Annotated in this window: 15 protein-coding genes; 7 read left to right on the forward strand and 8 right to left on the reverse strand. The window is 67.0% G+C overall.

Features of this window, described 5'->3' with window-relative positions:
• Window positions 1–280: 280 nt before the first annotated feature.
• Genes V6D40_RS08545 through V6D40_RS08580 form a run of 8 tightly spaced genes read right to left on the reverse strand, consistent with a single transcriptional unit; the run spans window position 281 to window position 7,468 of the window.
• On the reverse strand, window positions 281–844 hold the full coding sequence (locus V6D40_RS08545; RefSeq protein ID WP_334289940.1) for an endonuclease: 564 nt from the start codon (window positions 842–844) through the stop codon (window positions 281–283).
• Window positions 845–846: 2 nt separating this feature from the next.
• Window positions 847–1,782 (reverse strand): sulfite exporter TauE/SafE family protein, encoded by a 936-nt coding sequence (locus tag V6D40_RS08550; RefSeq protein ID WP_334290038.1) that lies wholly within the window; start codon window positions 1,780–1,782, stop codon window positions 847–849.
• A 10-nt stretch (window positions 1,783–1,792) separates the two neighbouring features.
• Window positions 1,793–2,476 (reverse strand): sirohydrochlorin chelatase, encoded by a 684-nt coding sequence (locus V6D40_RS08555; protein WP_334289941.1) that lies wholly within the window; start codon window positions 2,474–2,476, stop codon window positions 1,793–1,795.
• 16 nt (window positions 2,477–2,492) lie between these two features.
• Window positions 2,493–3,767: a sulfate adenylyltransferase subunit 1 gene (locus tag V6D40_RS08560; RefSeq protein ID WP_334289942.1), complete on the reverse strand. Its 1,275-nt coding sequence runs from the start codon at window positions 3,765–3,767 to the stop codon at window positions 2,493–2,495.
• Complete coding sequence (gene cysD, locus V6D40_RS08565; protein ID WP_334289943.1) at window positions 3,767–4,681, reverse strand: sulfate adenylyltransferase subunit CysD; 915 nt, start codon at window positions 4,679–4,681, stop codon at window positions 3,767–3,769. Before cysD ends, V6D40_RS08560 begins: the two co-directional genes overlap by 1 nt.
• A gap of 27 nt (window positions 4,682–4,708) precedes the next feature.
• Entirely contained in the window at window positions 4,709–5,503 is a 795-nt protein-coding gene (locus V6D40_RS08570) for a phosphoadenylyl-sulfate reductase (protein ID WP_334289944.1), read from the reverse strand.
• On the reverse strand, window positions 5,490–5,771 hold the full coding sequence (locus V6D40_RS08575; protein WP_334289945.1) for a hypothetical protein: 282 nt from the start codon (window positions 5,769–5,771) through the stop codon (window positions 5,490–5,492). The genes V6D40_RS08570 and V6D40_RS08575 overlap by 14 nt, the downstream gene beginning before the upstream one ends.
• The gene (locus V6D40_RS08580) at window positions 5,768–7,468 is read right to left on the reverse strand and encodes a nitrite/sulfite reductase (RefSeq protein ID WP_334289946.1); all 1,701 of its coding nucleotides are present in this window, start codon (window positions 7,466–7,468) and stop codon (window positions 5,768–5,770) included. The genes V6D40_RS08575 and V6D40_RS08580 overlap by 4 nt, the downstream gene beginning before the upstream one ends.
• 214 nt (window positions 7,469–7,682) lie before the next feature.
• Between V6D40_RS08580 and V6D40_RS08585 the strand changes: the two genes are divergently transcribed.
• The 7 genes from V6D40_RS08585 (at window position 7,683) to V6D40_RS08615 (ending at window position 15,647) form a co-directional block, all read left to right on the forward strand.
• Window positions 7,683–9,050 carry an FAD-dependent oxidoreductase gene (locus V6D40_RS08585; protein ID WP_334289947.1) on the forward strand — a complete coding sequence of 456 codons (1,368 nt, stop codon included), beginning with the start codon at window positions 7,683–7,685 and terminating at the stop codon, window positions 9,048–9,050.
• A gap of 96 nt (window positions 9,051–9,146) precedes the next feature.
• On the forward strand, window positions 9,147–10,289 hold the full coding sequence (locus V6D40_RS08590; protein WP_334289948.1) for a sensor histidine kinase: 1,143 nt from the start codon (window positions 9,147–9,149) through the stop codon (window positions 10,287–10,289).
• Window positions 10,286–10,948, forward strand: coding sequence for a response regulator transcription factor (locus tag V6D40_RS08595; RefSeq protein WP_334289949.1), 663 nt, complete (start codon window positions 10,286–10,288; stop codon window positions 10,946–10,948). The genes V6D40_RS08590 and V6D40_RS08595 overlap by 4 nt, the downstream gene beginning before the upstream one ends.
• Window positions 10,949–11,030: 82 nt before the next feature.
• Window positions 11,031–11,882, forward strand: a complete 852-nt coding sequence (locus tag V6D40_RS08600; protein WP_334289950.1) for an ATP-binding cassette domain-containing protein — start codon at window positions 11,031–11,033, stop codon at window positions 11,880–11,882.
• A 17-nt stretch (window positions 11,883–11,899) separates the two neighbouring features.
• Window positions 11,900–12,595 (forward strand): hypothetical protein, encoded by a 696-nt coding sequence (locus V6D40_RS08605; protein ID WP_334289951.1) that lies wholly within the window; start codon window positions 11,900–11,902, stop codon window positions 12,593–12,595.
• Window positions 12,592–13,830, forward strand: a complete 1,239-nt coding sequence (locus tag V6D40_RS08610) for a DUF418 domain-containing protein (RefSeq protein WP_334289952.1) — start codon at window positions 12,592–12,594, stop codon at window positions 13,828–13,830. Before V6D40_RS08605 ends, V6D40_RS08610 begins: the two co-directional genes overlap by 4 nt.
• A gap of 104 nt (window positions 13,831–13,934) precedes the next feature.
• The gene (locus V6D40_RS08615; protein ID WP_334289953.1) at window positions 13,935–15,647 is read left to right on the forward strand and encodes an ABC transporter ATP-binding protein; all 1,713 of its coding nucleotides are present in this window, start codon (window positions 13,935–13,937) and stop codon (window positions 15,645–15,647) included.
• Window positions 15,648–15,653 lie beyond the last annotated feature (6 nt).

The raw sequence follows: 15,653 nt of genomic DNA on the forward strand, positions 1-15,653 counted from the left end.
GGGCTGGGGTGCCGCCGGTTGAGGAACGCTCCACCCGCCGCCCGGCGCGGAGGTCGGCCCCCATCCGCCACCGGTTGCTGGCGGTTGCTGTGCTGGCCCGGTACCCGGCTGGGGTGCTCCCCAACCACCTCCGGATTGCCAGCCGTTGTTCGGCGTGGACATGGGCATTTCTCCATTCCTAGCGGGCAAAATAAGCCCTGCCCGAGATGCGTAAGTATGTACTTCTCGGCGGGGCCATAACGGGCGTCATGTTAGCAAAGCTCGTCGTGGTTGGCCCGAGTTAGATGCTGCCGCCGACCTGCTTGCGCACCAGTTTGGCGGCGAAATGCGGCAAGTCGACGCCTTCTTCTTCGGCGCGCGCCGCCAGTGCCTCTGGGTCCGCGGGAAGTCCCAGCGACTGCGCGCCGGCAAGCGCCTTTTTGTCAAAGACCGGTGCAAGCTCCGGCCACACGCCCTGGGCCTCGCGGGCGAACATCGTCGCGCAGGCCGGCCCGACGCCGTCGAAGACCTCGAGCGACGCCGGCGCGCCGTCCCGCAGTTCGCGCAGGTCTCCGCCGTACTCGTCGATCAGTTTCGCCGCGAAGGCGTGCAGGCGGGTGGCGGTGGATTCGTCGTAGCGCTTGTAGCCGTTTTGTCCGAAGATCCTGATCAGCGTGCTGCGCGGCGCGTCGCGCATCGCCTCCGGGGTGGTGAGGCCCGCGTCGAAGAGCGCGCGGGCGGCGGCGGTGGCCACGTCCGCGCGGATTGGCTTCGCCTGCAGCAGGCACAGGGTGAGCAGCTGGAAGAGGGGCGCGGGGGCGCTATCAAGGCTAATGCCCGCTTCTTCTGCGAAGGTCTGCACCATGGCTACCGCTGCGCCGCCGGCGCCGGTTCGAGCTCGGAGATCATCGTGATCCCTTCGGCCGCCGAGGCCTTCTTGGAGTTCGCCCGCGCCTTCACCACGCCGCGCCAGGACAGGATGGCGCCGATGGCGAGCAGCAGCACGCGCACGATCCAGAGTTTCTGGTCGAGGCCGAGAGCGGCAAGGACCACCGGCAGGTTCAGCGTCAAGATGATGGTGCCGACGAACCCGCCGAGCAGGATCGGGTTGAGGCGGGTGACCAGCCACGCAGCGAGCGGTGCCGCGATTACGCCGCCGATCAGCAGCGCCACAACCGCCGCGAGGTTCTGCAGCAGCTGGTCACGCATGCCGACCAAGAATCCGGCTGTAGCTGCCGCGGTGACCAGAAACTCCGCGGTGTTCACGGTGCCCACGATGCGGCGCGGCTCGCTGCGGCCCGCGGCCATCAAGGTGGAGGTGGTTACAGGCCCCCAACCGCCTCCGCCCGCGGCGTCGATGAAGCCGCCGAACGCGCCGAGCGGAATGAGGAAGCGTTTCGAGTGCGGCTCCTGCTGCGCGGGCTTGGTGCGGGTCAGGCCGCGGGCGAACCGGAGCATCAGGTTCAGACCGATCACGGCGAGGATCGCTGACATCAGCGGCCGCGCCGACTCCATCGACAGCTTCGACAGCACGGTTGCGCCGAGGAACGCGCCGACGGCGCCCGGGATGCCGATGGCCGCGACGGTGCGCCAGTCCACGTTGCCGAAACGGGTGTGCGCCACGCCGGAGACCAGCGTGGTGCCCAGCTCCGCGGTGTGCACCACGGCGGACGCGGTGGCCGGCGTGAGCCCGGCCAGCATGATCAGCATGGTGGTAGAGGTGACGCCGAATCCCATGCCCAGGCCGCCGTCCACAAGCTGGGCCGCCAGGCCGGCTACTGCGATCAAAAGCAGTGTCGTCAGGTTTCGCATGTCACACCTCCAGTGTGGTTCGGTAGCGGTCGGCGACGATGCCGGCCAAGTCTGTGGTCAGCGGCCCGGAGCACGTCACGCGCGCCCCGGTAGCCGCCTCAATGCGCGGGATCGCATCCCGAGCTTTGTCGAGCAGGAGCCCATCAGTAACGAACAGGGGCAGGATGTGCAGGTCGCCGCGGGTTCGCGCCAGCTCGGTGAGGTGCTCCTCGCCCCCGCGGGTCGCGGCAACCACGTCGACGGTTGAAGCAGTTCGCTTGCCGACGCTGCCCGCAACCTCCACGTACCTTCTCGCCTGAACCTCGTCCGAGGTGCCGACCGGGTAAAGGACGGGGTGGGCGTGCTTCGGTGCGTCGGCAAGCAAGCGCTCCGACAGCACCTCCGCGACGTCCTCGCCGAGCCCCAGCCCCTTGGTCAGGCGAAGCGGCGCGTGTGCGCGCGCGGCTTTCAGGTGCGCGGGCACGTCGTGTTTCGCGTGAAACGCCTCCGTGAACAGCAGCGGCACCACGACGGCAGGCCCGTTCAGCGCCTGCGCCGCGCCTTCAAGCGACGGCTCATTGAACTCCAAGTGCGCGTCCGCGCTCTCGGCTTCGGCAAGCGCCGCGGCGGCGCGGGTGAGCGCCTTGATGCCGTCGACGGCCCGCGGGTGCCGCGACCCGTGGGAGAGCGTGATCAGCGCGGTCATGGAGAACTCCGGGTACCTAGCGCAGGCGGTTGCCTACGAATCCGGCGGCAAGCGTGTTGCCGGAAGCCTGGTCGACGAGCAGGAAGCTGCCAACCGCACCGCGCGCCGCGTACTCCTCCACCGGCAGCTCGTCGGCGGTTTGGATGGTCACATGCGCGATGTCGTTGAGCTTGACCGCCTCGACGTTGGTGACGTCGCCCGCCGGCGAATCGATGTCGAGGACGCGGTCAACGCTTGCCACCCGCGCGCGCACCAGCGAGGTGCCGTAGCGCAGCTTCACGGCCTTGCCCGGGGTGAGCTGGGTCTCCGTCAGGCCCACCACGGTGGTGGCGAACTCGCGGACGTCCTCCGGGCGGTCCGTGCCCGCCAGCAGGTCGCCGCGGGTGAGGTCGATTTCGTCAGCGAGCCGGAGCGCGACCGAATCGCCCGCCTGGGCCTTTTCCACCTCGCCGTCGGCGGTGTCGATGCCCGCGACTGTGGTGGTGCGGCCGTGGGGCGCGGTGACGGTGTCGCCCACCGAGATCGTGCCGGCAGTAACGCGGCCCGCGTAGGCGCGGTAGTCGCTCGCGTGCTCGCGCAGCACGTACTGGATGGGGAAGCGGAAGTCGAGCTCGAGGGCGCGGCCGGAGTTCACCGGGATGGTCTCCAGCACCTCGAGAACCGTCGGGCCCTGGTACCAGTCGGTGTGGGTGCCGCGCTCGACCACGTTGTCGCCCTTGAGCGCCGAGATCGGCACCGCGATCGGCTCTTCGATACCCAGTTCGCGCGCCTTCTTTTCGAAGGTGTCGCGGATCCCGTCGAAGATCTCCTGGGAGTAGTCCACCAGGTCGATCTTGTTCACGCCCAAGATCACCGTCTTGACACCCAAGAGGTGGGCGACGGTGAGGTGGCGCACGGTCTGCTCGACGACGCCGTTTCGCGCGTCCACCAGCAACACCACCACCTGCGAGGTGGACATGCCGGTCACGGTGTTGCGCGTGTACTGCACATGCCCCGGGGTGTCCGCGAGGATGAAGGTGCGCTTATCGGTGGCGAAGTAGCGGTAGGCCACGTCGATGGTGATGCCCTGCTCGCGCTCGGCGCGGAGGCCGTCGACAAGCAAGCTCAAATCCAACCCCTCGAACCCGCGGTCGGCGGAGGTGCGCTCCACCGAGGCCAGCTGGTCCGCGAGCACCGACTTCGTGTCGTGCAGCAGGCGGCCGACGAAGGTGGACTTGCCGTCGTCGACGCTGCCGGCGGTGCAGAGGCGCAGCGTGGCGCGGTCTGCCAAAGCGTCTGTGGTCGTGGTCATCAGAAGTAGCCCTCCTTCTTGCGGTCCTCCATGGCGGACTCGCTCAAACGGTCATCCGCGCGGGTGGCGCCGCGCTCGGTCAAAGTCGACGTCGCGATCTCAGCGAGCACCTCGTCGATGGTGGAGGCGTCCGAGTCCACCGCTCCGGTGCAGGACATGTCGCCCACGGTGCGGTAGCGAACCCGGCGCGTCTGGATTTCCTCGCCCTCGCGCGGCCCGCCCCACTCGCCTGCCGTGAGCCACATGCCGCCGCGGTTGAACACCTCGCGGTCGTGGGCGAAGTAGATGCTGGGCAGCTCGATGCCGCGCGCGCCGATGTACTCCCACACGTCGGACTCGGTCCAGTTGGAGATGGGGAACACGCGGATGTTCTCGCCCGGCAGCTTGCCGCCGTTGTAGAGGTCCCACAGCTCCGGGCGTTGGCGGCGCGGGTCCCAGCCGCCGAACGAGTCGCGCACCGAGAAGATGCGCTCCTTGGCGCGGGCGCGCTCCTCGTCGCGGCGCGCGCCGCCGAGCACTGCGTCGTAGCCGGCCTCGGCGATGGTCTCCACCAGCGGGACGGTCTGCAAGGGGTTGCGGGTGCCGTCGGGGCGCTCGACCAGGTCGCCGCGGTCGATCCAGTCCTGGACGTGGGCGACGCGCAGGCGCGCGCCGGTCTCTGCCACCAGGCGGTCGCGGAACTCGATGACCTCCGGGAAGTTGTGGCCGGTGTCCACGTGGAGCAGCTCGATCGGCATCGCGGCCGGGGCGAACGCGCGGCGCGCCAGCTCGAAGACCACACAGGAGTCCTTGCCGCCGGAGAACAACAGGCCGATCTTGTCGAACTGTCCTGCCACCTCGCGCAGGATGTGAATCGACTCGTTTTCCAAGTCCTTCAGGTGCGGGGAGAGCGCACCGGTTGGTGTCTGTGTCACAGGTGTTCCTTTACTACTCGTGCAGTTCTACTCGTGCAGGCCGCACTCGGTCTTCGCGGCGAACGCCCAGCGCCCGGCGCGCGGGTCCTCGCCCTCGGCGACGGGCATGGTGCAGGTCGCGCAGCCGATCGACGGGTACCCTTGGCGGGTCAGCGGGTGGATGATCAGGTTGTTATCGCGCTCGAAGGTCTCGGTGTCTTCCAGCGACCACGTCACCAGCGGGGAAATTTTCAGCCGGCCGGTGGCGTCCAGCGACAGTGCGGGGGCCTCGGCGCGGGTGGGGCCGTCGGCGCGGCGCAGCCCCGTGATCCAGCCGGCGTACGGGCTCATGTGCACCGCCAGCGGCTCGACCTTGCGCATCCGGCAGCACGCGGACGGCGCGCGCAGGTATAGGTTCGGACCGTACGTCTTGTCCTGCTCCGGCCGGCTCAGTTGCGCCTTCGCCCGCACCAGCCGGTGCGCCGGGTAGCGGGCCTCCACCTCGTCGGCCACCTCGAGCGTTTCCGGGAAGTGGTACTCGGTGTCGAGGAACAGGAAATCCGCGTCCGGCAAGTGGCGCTCGGCGAGCTCCGCGAGCACGGTGTTTTCCATCGACAGCGTCACAACCAACGGTCCCGGCGCGTGCTCGTGCGCCCACGCGAGGATCTCTTCGGCGGTGGCGTTGTACAGCGCACCGGCGTACTGCTCCACCAGCTCGGCGTTGCGGGCCGCGACTTCCGGGTCAAGGGGCTGTGTGGTCTTGGGTCCGTCAGGGCTTACCTCCGGGTCGCGGAAGCCCGCGCCCGACGTTTGCAAAAAGTTTGTCATTTCAGTCTTGCTCATCCTTGCCAGTATCCCTGCCGCGCATAAGCACCGCAGTGTGGCCGCCGCGCTTCAGCGATTCCTGCAACGCTTCGGGGGTGGACAGCGCTTTGGCGTGGCCGCCCACCGGATCGTCTTGGCCGTGGAACTTCACCTCGAACACGCGCAGGCACTCGCCGCACTTCCAGGCGAAATCCGTCTCCTCGTTCGGCCACAGGTCCTCGCCCCCGCAGTACGGGCAGTACGTGGGGTGGTTGCGGTTCGGGTTCGGAGCGCGGCGAAAGCTCATCGCAGGTCGTCCTCCTCGGCGCGCTGCACCCACGCGCGGAACGTCTCACCGTCTTCGCGCTGGTCCACGTAGTTGCCCACCACGCGGCTGACGTAGTCGGTCAGCTCGGTGGAAAGCACCTTGTGGCCGCGCAGTTTGCGCCCGAAGTTCGCGCCCTCGCCGATGGTGCCGCCGAGGTGCACCTGGAAGCCTTCGACCTTCTCCCCGTCGGGTCCGGCCACCATCTGGCCCTTCAGCCCGATGTCGGAGACGTGGTGGCGCGCGCACGCGTTCGGGCAGCCGTTCAGCGAAATCGAGATCGGGGAATCCAGGTCGCCGAAGCGCTCCTCCAGCTCGTCCGCCAGCTCAATCGCGCGCGACTTCGTGGTCACGTGGGCCAGCTTGCAGTACTCCAGGCCGGTGCAGGAGATCAGGCCACGCCGGAACTCGCTCGGCTCGCTGGTGAGACCGAGCTTGTCCAGCTCGAGCTTCAGCTTGTCCACGTCTGCCTCCTCCACATCCAGCAACAGCAACTCCTTGAACGGGGTGAATCGCAGCTGGGTTACGCCGAAACGCTCCGCCAACTCCGCCACCTCGATGAGCTGCTCGCCGGACATGTGGCCCAGCGTAGGTTTGACCCCGATGTAGAAGTTGCCGTCTCTTTGCTCGTGAACGCCGATGTGATCCCGGTCGACGAGGTTGTTGGGGGCCTTCGGGCCGTCGGCAAGCGCGTAGCCCAGGTAGTCTTCCTCCAGCACCTGCCGGAACTTCTCTACGCCCCACTCGGCGACCAGGAACTTCAGGCGAGCGCGGTTGCGCAGGCGGCGGTAGCCGTAGTCGCGGAAGATGCGCACCACGCCCGCCCACACGTCCGGCACCTGCTCGAGGGTGACAAACGCGCCAAGCGACTGCGCGAGCATCGGGTTGGTAGATAAGCCCCCGCCGACGTAGCACTCGAATCCGGGTCCCAGCTCCGGGTGCTCGACGCCGATGAAGGCGAGGTCGTTGATCTCGTGCACCACGTCCTGGCGCGCGTTGCCGGAGATCGCGGTTTTGAACTTGCGCGGCAGGTTCTGGAACTCGTCGTCGGTGACGATCTGCTGGATCTTTTCAATCGCGGGCGTGGCGTCGATGATTTCGTCCTTGGCAATGCCGGCCACCGGCGAACCGAGGATCACGCGCGGCACATCGCCGCAGGCGTCCCACGTGTTGAGGCCGTGCGCCTCGAGCTTGTCCCAGATCGCGGGCACGTCCTCGATCGCCACCCAGTGCAGCTGGATGTTCTGGCGGTCCGTCAGGTCCACGGTGGAGCGGGCGTAGTCGCGCGAGATCTCGCCGACAGCGCGGGCCTGGGCGGTGGAGCAGATGCCGCCATCGAAGCGCACGCGCATCATGAAGTACTTGTCTTCCAGCTCTTTGTTGTCCGCCCCGGTGTGCTCACCGCCCAGGTTCTGCTTGCGCTGGGTGTACAGGCCGAGCCACTTGAACCGCGGGTAGAGGTCTTCGCGGTCGATGGAGTCGAAGCCCTGCTTGGAGTAGGTGTCAATCACCCGCTGCTTGACGTCCCAGATCGCGGATTCCTGCTTGATCTCTTCGTCGTGGTTGAGGGGCGCGGGGCCGTCGACAAGCCACTGCCCCTCTGGCTTCTTTGTCCGCTTCACCGTTGGTGCGCTCACGGGCAACTCCTTAAACCTAGACCGCTCTGTCTTTTGCGCCATTACTTAACGACGTCCTCCGGGTAGCCTGCCGTACCGTGCGGTCTATCGCAAGGCCGCGTCAAGAAAAGGCGTGCTGATCTGGGTATTAGCAGGTGAATAGAATGCGCCGTCGGGGACGGGTGAAGTTAATTTGGCAGCGGGTGGAAGACAGCTTGGTCTATAGACTATATTGGCTTGGAGAAAAGAGCACCCACACGAAAGGAACGTGTAACCAATGAGCTTGCGTGTCGCCGTTGTCGGCGCCGGCCCGGCCGGAATTTACGCCTCTGACCTGCTGATCCGCAACGAGGAGCTCGACGTGCACGTCGACCTGTTCGAGCAGATGCCCGCCCCCTTCGGCCTGATTCGCTACGGCGTTGCGCCCGACCACCCGCGCATCAAGGGCATTGTCAAGAGCCTCCACAACGTGCTGGACAAGGACAAGCTGCGCCTGATCGCCAACGTCACAGTCGGCCGCGACGTCACCGTCGAGGAACTGACGGACTACTACGACGCAGTGGTGTTCTCCACCGGCGCAGTGCGCGACCGCGAACTGCTGGTCCCGGGCGGCGACAAGTCCATCGGCGCCGGCGAGTTCGTCGGCTTCTACGACGGCAACCCGCGCTTCGAGCGCAACTGGAAGCTCGACGCGAAAGAAGTTGCCGTCATCGGCGTGGGCAACGTGGCCCTCGACATCTCCCGCGTGCTGGCCAAGACCGGCGACGAGCTTTTGGTCACCGAGATCCCGGACAACGTCTACGAGTCGCTGAAGCAGAACAAGGCCGAGACCGTCCACATGTTCGGCCGCCGCGGCCCCGCCCAGGCGAAGTTCACGCCGAAGGAGCTGCGCGAGCTCGATGAGTCCGACACCATCCAGGTGCTCGTCGACCCCGAGGACATCGACTACGACCAGCTTTCGGAGGAAGTCCGCCGCGCCGACAAGTCCGTGGACCTCGTGTGCCAGGTGCTCGAGCAGTACGCCATGCGCGAGCCGGACGACAGCCCGCACAAGATCTACATCCACTTCTTCGAGGAACCGGTCGAGGTGCTCACTGACGACGCCGGCGAGATCGTGGGCTTGCGCACCGAGCGTCAGGAGCTCGACGGCCAGGGTGGCATTACCGGTACCGGCAAGTTCACCGACTGGCCGGTCCAGCAGGTCTACCATGCCGTCGGCTACCGCTCGGAACCGGTCGAGGGTGTGCCGTTCGACTTCGACCGCCACGTCATCCCCAATGACGGCGGCCACGTCCTTGCTGAGGCCGGCTCATCCGAGATCGTGCCCGACCTCTACACCACCGGCTGGATCAAGCGCGGTCCAATCGGCCTGATCGGCAACACAAAGTCCGATGCCAAGGAGACGACCGACATGCTCATCGCCGACGCTGTCGCCGGTCGCCTCATCGCGCCGACCCACACGGGTGCCGACGACATCTTCGACCTTTTGCGGGAGCGCGGCGTGGACTACGCCACCTGGGAAGGCTGGTACAAGCTCGACGAGGCTGAGCGCGCGCTCGGCGCCGCCGACCCCACGAACCCGCGCGAGCGCAAGAAGATCGTTGAGTGGAACGAGATGCTCTCCCACTCCCGCGCCGGCCAGTAAGGCCCCGTGGCGGGAGCGGGTGTCTGACCGCCGCTGGGCCACCCGGGAGGACCTATCCTGGTTCGCATGCAATGGCTGGCCACGACGCAGCGGTTCTTGAACCCGACTTGGCGGCGGGCGACGGTGCTCGTGCTCATCGCAATCCTGACGGCGCTTTTCGTATTCGACTGGGTCACGGTGCAGTCACCTTACGGTTCGGCCGGCACCGCAGCCGGCGCCACGCTCATCGCCGTGTGCGGCGCCTGCTGCGCGGCGCACGGCGTCCGCCCCGTCACAGCCGTCGCCGGGATCGCCGCGTGCGCCAGCTTCGCGCTGTTTCTCAACGCGCTGAGCGTCCCCCTCTACTGGGAGCCAGCGCTCGCCTTCGGCGCGGTCGTCACCACCTCCCGGGTGCCCCGGCGCGACCGCACCTGGCTGACCGTCTGGCTCCTCGCGATACCCACCGTCGCGCTTTTCACCCACAGCATGTTCACGCCGGACTGGCCGGGCAGTCAGTCGGCGGGTCGTGCCGCCGCCGTCGCGGCCCGCGCGGTGGCGCTGTCATGGGTCGTCCTCGGCTTCTTTTTCCTTCTCGGTGCTCAGCTTCGCAACCGGCGGGAAAAGATCTCCGAGCTGGAGCAGCAGATCGAATTCGCTCACGTCCGCGAGCGCACTCAGATCGCGCGAGAGATGCACGACATCGTCGCCCACACGCTCGCCGGGATCACCGCCCTGGCGGACGGCGCGCGATACGCATCCAAACACAACCCGGAGGTGGCCAGGGACGCCCTTGAAACAATCAGCGCCGAATCACGTACCGCGCTGTCGCAGATGCGCGGGCTACTCAGCGTGTTACGCGACGACGACGCCGCAGCACCCACCGGCACTGCCCCGGGCCGACGTGACTTCACCGCTCTGTTCAACGAAGCCCGCGCCCGTGGCCTCGACTTAAGCGTCGCGGGCTTCGACGAGCTTCCAGAGGATGTGCCGCCACTCACGCTTTTCACCCTCTACCGTGTCTGTCAGGAGGCCATCACAAACATGCTGCGACACGCGTCCGCACCGGAAGGTGCGCTCACCTTTTCCGCCGACGCGAAGTCGGTGCGTGTGGAGGCGGTCAACGCTGCGCCGAAAAGCAAGCACGGCCCCGACGGTTTCGGGCTGGTGGGCATCCGCGAGCGCGTCGCGGCGCACGGCGGGCGCGTGAACGTGACCGACGACGGCGGCGAGTTCGTTCTGACCGCGGAGGTGCCGCGATGATCAGCGTCGCGCTTGTGGACGACCAGCCGCTCGTGCGCGCCGGCTTCTCCATGCTCGTCACCTCCCAGGACGACATGGACGTGGTCTGGCAGGCGGGCGACGGCGCGGGGGTGGCCGGGCAGCCGGCGGCGGACATTGTGCTCATGGACATCCAGATGCCCGGCACGGACGGCATCGAGGCCTGCCGCGCGTTGCTCGCCGAGCACCCCGACACCCGCGTGATCATGCTGACAACCTTTGACGAGCGCGACCTCGTCCTCGGCGCGCTCGACGCCGGGGCCTCCGGGTTCCTGCTCAAAGACGCCGACCCTGACGAGCTGCTCGACGCGCTGCGCACTGTCCACGGCGGCGACGCGGTACTCGCGCCGAAGGTGACGCGCCACGTCATCGGCGCCGCGCAAGCCCCCGAGCAGCGGGAGGCGGCACGCAACGAGGCGATGCTCGAGCGCCTCACCCCGCGCGAGGTGGAGGTCCTTCGCTTGGTGGCGCTCGGCTACTCAAACGAGGAGATCGCCGAGGCCGAGACGCTCTCCCCCGCGACGGTGAAGACGCACGTGCACCGCATTCTGTTCAAGACCGAGTCCCGCGACCGCGTCCACGCCGTCCTCTTCGCGTTCCGCGCGGGCCTGGTGGGCACCAGCGAGTTGCTGGGCCACTAGCCGCGTACACCCGAGGGTGTACGCGCCGATTTACACCCGCGGGCGGACGATTTCTCCCGCACCACGCGCGATTGTGGGAACCATGATCGACGTTCACAACCTGACCAAACGGTATTCAAGCTCCACCGCCGTAGACGCGCTGTCGTTCACCGCGCCGGACGGTGCCGTCACCGGTTTCTTGGGCCCGAACGGCTCCGGCAAGTCCACGACCATGCGCATGATCGTCGGGCTAGAAACCCCAAACGAGGGCGAGGCGCTTATCGACGGCTCCACTTTCCGATCCCTCGACCAACCCGCACGCGTCGTCGGGGCGCTGCTCAACCCGGAATGGATCGCCCCGCACACGACTGGGCGCGGCCACCTGAAGATGGTCGCCGACTACGCCGGCGTTCCTGAATCCCGCGCCGACGAGGCGCTCGAGGCGTTCGGGCTCGCGGAGGCGTCAAAACGGAAAGTGAAAAACTACTCCCTCGGCATGCGCCAACGCCTCGGCGTGGCCAGCGCGCTGATCGCGGACCCATCCAACGTCATCCTGGACGAGCCGGTCAACGGCCTCGACCCGCAGGGCGTGGCCTGGATGCGGGGGCGCATCCGCGAGATGGCCGCCGAGGGCCGTGCGGTAGTCGTCTCTTCGCACCTGATGAGCGAGATGCAGCTCACTGCGGACCGCCTTGTGGTGATCAACCGCGGCCGCCTCGCCGGCGAGGGCCCGCTCGAGGACTTCCTGGGCTCCAACCGGGTTGAGGCGACCTGCAGCGACCCGGCGCGGCTGGCCGAGGCCGTCGGCGGCCAGGTCATTGGCGACTCCGTTGTCGTCGACGACGCCACCGCCCGAGACGTCGGCGAGGCCGCCCAGCGCGCCGGGGTGACGGTTTACTCCCTTCAGGAATCCCGCCGCAGCCTCGAAGAAGTGTTCCTGGAATCAACGAAATAAGACGTAGGAGGTTTTCCATGCATACGTTGAAAGCAACCCTGCGGGAGGTCTTCTCCCGCCCCGCGACGCGCATCCTGCTCGCATTCGTCGCGGTCGCCCTCATTCTCGGTCCCATAACCGTAGCGATGCTCCTTGGCCCCAACGGAACAAACGTCGCAGACCCGGCGATGCTGCTCATCCCCGCCAACTTGATGCTCCCCGTGGCGCTCGCCGCAGGCGCCTTCCCCGCCGGCGGCGCACACTCGCGCGGCACGATCGGCTACGCCTACCTCGCGTCGAACCACCGCGGCTGGGAGCTTGCCTGCCGCGTTGGCGTCGCAGCTCTCGCCTGCACACTGACGGCGTTTGCTGCCTCGGCGATCGGGCTCGGCGGCGCGCACGCGTTCGTCGACAGCGTCGCGCTGGGCGGTGCCGACAGCGCGGGTGCGGTGCGCTACCAGGCCGAGCTGTGGATCGCCTACCCACTGCTTGCGGCCCTGACAGCCGTGCTGCTCGGCTCGGGCACCGCGTCCTTCTTCGTCTGGGTCGTCGAGTTGCTCATCGTGGAGACTGCCCTCAGTGCGATCAACCAGCCGTGGGCCGCGGTCCTGGAGAAGCTCCTGCCAGGCGGCGCTGCCGGGAACGGCACGGCCGGAGTAGCTACCCTCGTGGTGTGGGTCGTGGCCCTCGCCGCCGCCACGTATGCGGCCGTTCAGCGGAGGGCAGTGAAGTGACCGCAACAGAGACCACAACACACACCGGTGAGCGCACCGCGGCCCACCAGCGGTTCGTGGCCCCCGACCTCGCCCGCGGGTTCGCTCTCGTCGGCATCGCGATGGCCAACATGGTCACTGACTGGGACCCTGCCGAGGGCGTCGACCACGCGGCGGGCCTCGGCGGCTACAACGGCGACGGCACCGTGTTGGAGAAGCTGCTCGTCTTCTTCGAGACGCTCTTCGTGCACGTGCGCGGTTTGCCCATGTTTGCCACCCTGCTCGGTGTTGGCGTCGGCATGATCTTTGCCAGCCTCGAGCGGCGCGGCTACCCGCTGCGCGCCCGGCGCATGGTTCTCGCGCGCCGCTATGGGTTCCTGTTCCTGTTCGGCCTAGTGCACAAGACGCTGTTTTTCACCAACGACATCATGACCGCGTACGGCATCGCGGCGCTTATCCTGTGCCTGTTCATCGGGTGGAGCGACCGAGCACTCTACGCGCTCGCAGGTGCAGCGTTCGCCCTGAACGCGGTACTTCGTGCCCCTGGTATATTCGCCGCGTTTTCGTCGGCAGCGGAACCGATAGGCGGCAGCCCCGCGCGCATCGTTGACCTCGGCCAGCGCATAGCCGTCGGCCTGGCCAACTTCTGGGTGTACCCGGCAATGGGCGTAATCGAGATGCTCGCCTTCTTCCCGCTTGTCGTGGTCGGGTTTGTCTGGGGCCGGCGCGGCGTCTTTGGCGACGTAAACGGCAATTCCCGGATGCTCCGCGGGTGGGCAATTCTTGCGGCCATAGTCATGGCGGCCATCGGCATCCCGTGGGGCTACGGGGAAATCGGCGCGCTCGGACCCGGGTGGGCTACAGGGCTCACTGCCGCCAACGGGCTTGTCGGCATGCTGACCGGCCCCGGTATCCTCGCCGCAATCACCCTCGCGTGCCGGCCGTTGCAATCGCGTATCAACGCCTCCGGCACTCTCCCACACCTAGCCCGACCCCTCGTGGCGCTGGGGAAACGTTCCATGAGCGGCTACCTTGCGCAAACGATTCTCTTCACCCTGACAACCCAGCCCGCGTTCTGGTGGGTAACTCGCGACGCGACGATCTCCGGCAAACTCGGCTGGGCGCTGATTACGTGGCTGGCCACGGTAGCTGGTGCGTGGGCGCTTGAGAGGGCCGGCAAGCCGGGGCCGTTCGAATGGCTGCACCGTCGCCTGTCGTACGGCAAAAACGGCCTGCCCGAGCACTACCACGGCTAGGCGCCCAGAGCAGACGCGCCCGGACGGTACCGTGCCCACGCTCGAGCCGTGCGCGATGCGACGGAAGTATAGGATTGCCCGGGCAACGAGAAGAAGGGGCATACGTGGATCTCATCCGACTCACCGCGCGCTTCGGCAAACCCTACGCCGGCCAATTCGCATTCGTCATCGCGTTACAGCTGGTCACTACCCTGGCAACGCTGTATCTGCCGGACTTGAACGCGGACATCATCAACAACGGCGTCGCGCAAGCGGATGTGCCGTACATCTGGAGCGTCGGCCGCACCATGCTTCTCGTCGCATTCATCCAGGTCATCGCCGCCATCGCGGCGGTGTGGTTCGCCTCCAAGGCGGCGATGCAAACCGGACGAGACCTGCGCCGCGCCGTCTACGACCAGGTCGCAGGCTTCAGCTCCGAGGACATGAGCCACTTCGGCACGCCCACCCTGATCACCCGCGGCACGAACGACGTGCAGCAGGTGCAGATGACGCTGCTGCTCTTCCTCAACTTCATGGTCACCGCGCCGATCATGGCCATCGGCGGCATCATCATGGCACTGCGCCAGGACGCGGGCATGTCGTGGCTGGTCATCGTGGCAGTGGTGACACTTGCCGTCGTGGTGAGCATCATCGCGGCGATCCTCATGCCGCTGTTCAAACAGATGCAGAACAAGCTGGACACCATCAACGGCCTGCTCAGAGAGCAGATCGCCGGCATCCGTGTAGTGCGAGCGTTCGGCCGCGAGGAGCACGAAGCCGAACGCTTCACCGACGCGAACTCCCAGCTAACGCGGCTGAGTCTCAACATCGGCCGGGTATTCGTCACCATGTTCCCCGTCATCATGCTGATCCTGAACATGGCCACCGCCGCGGTGCTGTGGTTCGGCGGCCACCGCGTGGATCAGGGCTTGGTCGAGGTCGGGTCACTCACCGCGTTCATGCAGTACCTGATGCAGATCCTGATGGCCGTGATGATGGGCGTGTTCATGTTGATGATGTTGCCGCGCGCGGTGGTGTGTAGCCGTCGCATAGCGGAGGTACTCTCGCACGAGCCTCGGCAAGCTGAGCCGACCAACGGGGGCGAACTTCCCGGCCGCGGGGTGCTCGAGTTCCGCGACGTGTCCTACGCTTACCCGGGCGCGTCGGAACCCGTGCTCAAGGACACTTCCTTCACCGCCCACCCCGGCACCACCACGGCGATCATCGGTTCGACGGGTTCCGGCAAGTCCACTTTGTTGGGCCTCATTCCGCGCCTCTACCTCCCCACCGAGGGGCAAGTGCTTATCGACGGCGCCGACACCGCCACCATCCCCCGCCAAAATCTCGTCAACGCCGTTTCCATGGTGCCGCAGAAACCGTGGCTCTTCGGCGGCACGGTGGCGTCGAACCTGCGCGTGGGCAACCCCGATGCCACGGACGAGGAACTCTGGGAAGCGCTCCGCGTAGCCCAGGCAAGCTTCGTCGAGGACCTAGAGATGCCGATCTCTCAAGGCGGCGCGAACGTTTCCGGCGGTCAGCGCCAACGCCTGTGCATCGCGCGGATGCTAGTGGCGAAGCCAGACATCTACCTGTTCGACGACTCGTTTTCCGCCCTCGACGCGCTGACGGAGAAGAACCTGCGCGAGGCGATGGAGGAGTACACGAGGGAGAAGACGGTTGTGGTTGTGGCGCAGCGGGTGGCGTCGATAAGCAATGCCCACCAGATCCTGGTGATGGAGGCCGGCGAGATCGTAGCGCGCGGCACCCACGAAGAACTTATGGAGACAAGCGAGACGTACCGCGAGATCGCGCGCAGTCAAGAGGCGGTGGAGGCGTGAGCGAGC

The organism is Corynebacterium sp. Marseille-Q4381 (genome assembly GCF_036881695.1).
GTDB lineage: Bacteria > Actinomycetota > Actinomycetes > Mycobacteriales > Mycobacteriaceae > Corynebacterium.

Excerpts from the sequence above, each read along its gene's own strand:
- V6D40_RS08585 (WP_334289947.1), top strand. The coding sequence starts at position 7,683 with ATGAGCTTGCGTGTCGCCGTTGTCGGCGCCGGCCCGGCCGGAATTTAC.
- V6D40_RS08600 (WP_334289950.1), top strand. The coding sequence starts at position 11,031 with ATGATCGACGTTCACAACCTGACCAAACGGTATTCAAGCTCCACCGCC.
- V6D40_RS08545 (WP_334289940.1), bottom strand. The coding sequence starts at position 844 with ATGGTGCAGACCTTCGCAGAAGAAGCGGGCATTAGCCTTGATAGCGCC.
- V6D40_RS08555 (WP_334289941.1), bottom strand. The coding sequence starts at position 2,476 with ATGACCGCGCTGATCACGCTCTCCCACGGGTCGCGGCACCCGCGGGCC.
- V6D40_RS08575 (WP_334289945.1), bottom strand. The coding sequence starts at position 5,771 with ATGAGCTTTCGCCGCGCTCCGAACCCGAACCGCAACCACCCCACGTAC.
- V6D40_RS08570 (WP_334289944.1), bottom strand. The coding sequence starts at position 5,503 with ATGAGCAAGACTGAAATGACAAACTTTTTGCAAACGTCGGGCGCGGGC.
- V6D40_RS08595 (WP_334289949.1), top strand. The coding sequence starts at position 10,286 with ATGATCAGCGTCGCGCTTGTGGACGACCAGCCGCTCGTGCGCGCCGGC.
- V6D40_RS08605 (WP_334289951.1), top strand. The coding sequence starts at position 11,900 with ATGCATACGTTGAAAGCAACCCTGCGGGAGGTCTTCTCCCGCCCCGCG.
- V6D40_RS08560 (WP_334289942.1), bottom strand. The coding sequence starts at position 3,767 with ATGACCACGACCACAGACGCTTTGGCAGACCGCGCCACGCTGCGCCTC.
- V6D40_RS08580 (WP_334289946.1), bottom strand. The coding sequence starts at position 7,468 with ATGGCGCAAAAGACAGAGCGGTCTAGGTTTAAGGAGTTGCCCGTGAGC.